Source organism: Streptomyces sp. FH025, assembly GCF_017427025.1.
Taxonomy (GTDB): domain Bacteria; phylum Actinomycetota; class Actinomycetes; order Streptomycetales; family Streptomycetaceae; genus Kitasatospora.
The window spans coordinates 1-2,694 of sequence record NZ_JAFLNG010000889.1 but is presented as its reverse complement, the minus strand read 5'-3'; the positions used below and the strand labels follow the sequence as shown (position 1 = coordinate 2,694).

Genomic DNA, 2,694 nt, shown 5'->3' with positions numbered 1-2,694 from the left:
CCGCTTGTCCTGTTCGGACGGCCGTCGTCGGGGCGTCATCCGCGGCGGTTACCATCCGCGGCGGACGGCCTGTCGGGCCGCGGAGGCTGAAGGTGGTCGGCGCATGCGCTTCTCGATGACCGCGATCGTGGTGGTCGTGGTGTTCGCCATCGTGCTGTTCGGGGCCAAGCGGCTGCCCGATCTGGCGCGCTCGTTGGGCAAGTCGATGCGGATCCTGAAGAGCGAGGCCGGGGCGATGCGCTCGGACGGCTCGCCGGACGCGGGCGCTCCGCCCGTCCCGCCGGAGGTGGCCGGTGCGGAGCAGCCGCCGGCCAGGGCCGTCCAGGCCGCTCCGGGCGCGACGTCCACGGCCCGTCCGGTGGCCGAGCCGACGGCCGGGTCGACGGCTGAGTCGACCGCCGAGCCGACCGCTGGGCAGGCAGCGCCCGGCGAGCGCCCGCACTGAGCGCGGCGCACGTGACGCACACGACCACGGAGGCCCGTCGACCGGCGGGCCTCGACGCACGAGTTGAGGACCGGGGTTGAGCAAGCTCTCCAAGGCGCCGAAGGCGCCCAAGGATCCTGAGGGGCGGATGGCCCTCGCCGATCACCTGCGGGAACTGCGCAACCGCGTGGTCAAGTCGGTCCTGGCGATCGTGCTGATCACCATCGTGGCGGCGATCTTCCACAAGCAGATCGAAGCCTTCCTGCTGCAGCCGCTGCCCTCCTGCACCAAGGAGACCGCAGACCAGTACCACGGGAAGTGCGCGCAGGTCTCCACCATCGGTCTGACCTCCGGTTTCACCTGGATGCTCAAGGTCGCGCTGACGGCCGGCGTGGTCGGCGCGGTGCCGGTGTGGCTGTGGCAGGTGTGGGCCTTCGTTGCGCCCGGTCTGCACCGCCATGAGAAGAAGTACACGGTGATCTTCGCGATCTGCGGAGCGCCGCTGTTCCTGGCTGGTGTGGCCTGTGCCTTCCTGCTGCTGCCGACCACCGTCCAGGTCCTGATCTCGTTCACCCCGGACCAGACCACGCCGATCCTGCCGCCCGACGACTACTTCGACATCGCCACCCGGATGGTGCTGGTCTTCGGCCTCGCCTTCGAGTTCCCGCTGCTGCTGGTGATGCTGAACATGGTCGGCATCGTCTCCGGCAAGCGGCTGCTCGGCTGGTGGCGCGGCATGATCATGGGCATCACGGTGTTCGCGGCCTTCGCCACGCCGAGCGCCGACCCGCTGAGCATGCTGGCGCTGGCCGCGCCGATCTGGGCGCTGTACTTCCTCGCGGTGGCGATCGCGATGATCAACGACCGGCGCAAGCGGCGCAACAACCCCGATGCCGACCTGGACGACGAGGAGGCCTCGCAGCTGGACCTCAGCGTGCAGCCGGTGGCGGGCGCCGAGGTGGTCCAGGCCTCGTCGGCTCCGGCGGCGGGTGCGCCGGTGCCGGCCTCGCGCGGGGAGCAGATGGACGACATCACCTGAGCCGGTAGGACTCCGTGAAGCCCCGGCCCTCCGCCCCGTGCGGAGGGCCGGGGCTTTTCGCTGTTCCGATGGTCTTGGCAGGGTCGATGGCATGTGACATATTACTGGCGTGCTGATGAACCCGAGCCCTCCCCTGGATGTCGTCGTGGTCGGCGCCGGAGTGGTCGGCGCCGCCTGCGCGTACTACGCCGCCCGTGCCGGCCTCGCCGTCGCCGTCGTCGACCGCGGGCCGGTCGCCGGGGGCACCACCGGCGCGGGCGAGGGCAACCTGCTGGTCTCCGACAAGGAGCCCGGGCCCGAGCTCGACCTCGCGCTGCTCAGCACCCGGCTCTGGCGCGAGCTCGCCGAGCGGTTCGGCCCGGCCATGGAGTACGAGCCCAAGGGCGGCGTGGTGGTCGCCTCGACCGCGACCGGGCAGGACGCCCTACGGGCCTTCGCCGCCTCGCAGGCCGCCGTCGGGGTGACCGCCGAGGAGGTCCCGGCCGAGCGGCTGCGCGAACTGGAGCCGCACCTCGCCCCCGGACTGGCCGGCGGCTTCCACTACCCGCAGGACGCCCAGGTCCAGCCCGCCCTCGCCGCCGCCCACCTGTTGCGCGAAGCCCGCAGGATGGGCGCCGAACTGATCACCGGCGAGACCGTGACGGCCATCGACCGGGGCCCGGACGGCGCGGTGCGCGGCGTACGGACCGACCGGCGCCGGCTCGCCGCGCCCGCCGTGGTCAACGCGGCCGGCACCTGGGGCGGCGAGCTGGCCGCCATGGCCGGAGTGCACCTGCCGGTGCTGCCCCGGCGCGGCTTCGTCCTGGTCACCGAGCCACTGCCGCGGATCGTCCGGCACAAGGTCTACGCCGCCGACTACGTGGCCGACGTGGCCAGTGGGTCGGCCGGGTTGCAGACCTCCGCCGTGGTCGAGGGCACCCCCGGCGGGCCGGTGCTGATCGGCGCCAGCCGGGAGCGGGTCGGCTTCGACCGCAGCCTCTCCCAGGAGGTGCTGCGCCGGCTGGCCGCCCAGGCCGCGGAGCTGTTCCCGGTGCTCGCCGGGGTCACCGTGCTGCGCACCTACCGGGGCTTCCGCCCGTACCTGCCGGACCACCTGCCGGCCATCGGGGCCGACCCCCGGGTGCCCGGGCTCCACCACGCCTGCGGGCACGAGGGGGCCGGGATCGGGCTGGCGCCGGCCACCGGGCTGCTGATCAGCGAGCAGCTGGCCGGGAAGCGGCCGGAGCTGGAC

3 protein-coding genes are annotated in these 2,694 nt (G+C 73.2%); all 3 read left to right on the top strand.

Features of this window, described 5'->3' with window-relative positions; all coding sequences use genetic code 11:
• The first annotated feature begins 103 nt into the window (after positions 1-103).
• Positions 104-445: a Sec-independent protein translocase subunit TatA gene (gene tatA / locus J0670_RS35275; protein ID WP_207816628.1), complete on the top strand. Its 342-nt coding sequence runs from the start codon at positions 104-106 to the stop codon at positions 443-445.
• Between the two features lie 127 nt (positions 446-572).
• Positions 573-1,463 (top strand): twin-arginine translocase subunit TatC, encoded by an 891-nt coding sequence (tatC, locus tag J0670_RS35270; protein WP_207816640.1) that lies wholly within the window; start codon positions 573-575, stop codon positions 1,461-1,463.
• Between the two features lie 115 nt (positions 1,464-1,578).
• Positions 1,579-2,694 (top strand): FAD-binding oxidoreductase (locus J0670_RS35265; RefSeq protein WP_207816630.1); only part of this gene is annotated, 1,116 nt, incomplete at its 3' end.

What these genes read in the sequence shown, in the direction of transcription:
- tatA (WP_207816628.1), top strand. Translation starts at nt 104, where the DNA reads ATGCGCTTCTCGATGACCGCGATCGTGGTGGTCGTGGTGTTCGCCATC.
- tatC (WP_207816640.1), top strand. Translation starts at nt 573, where the DNA reads ATGGCCCTCGCCGATCACCTGCGGGAACTGCGCAACCGCGTGGTCAAG.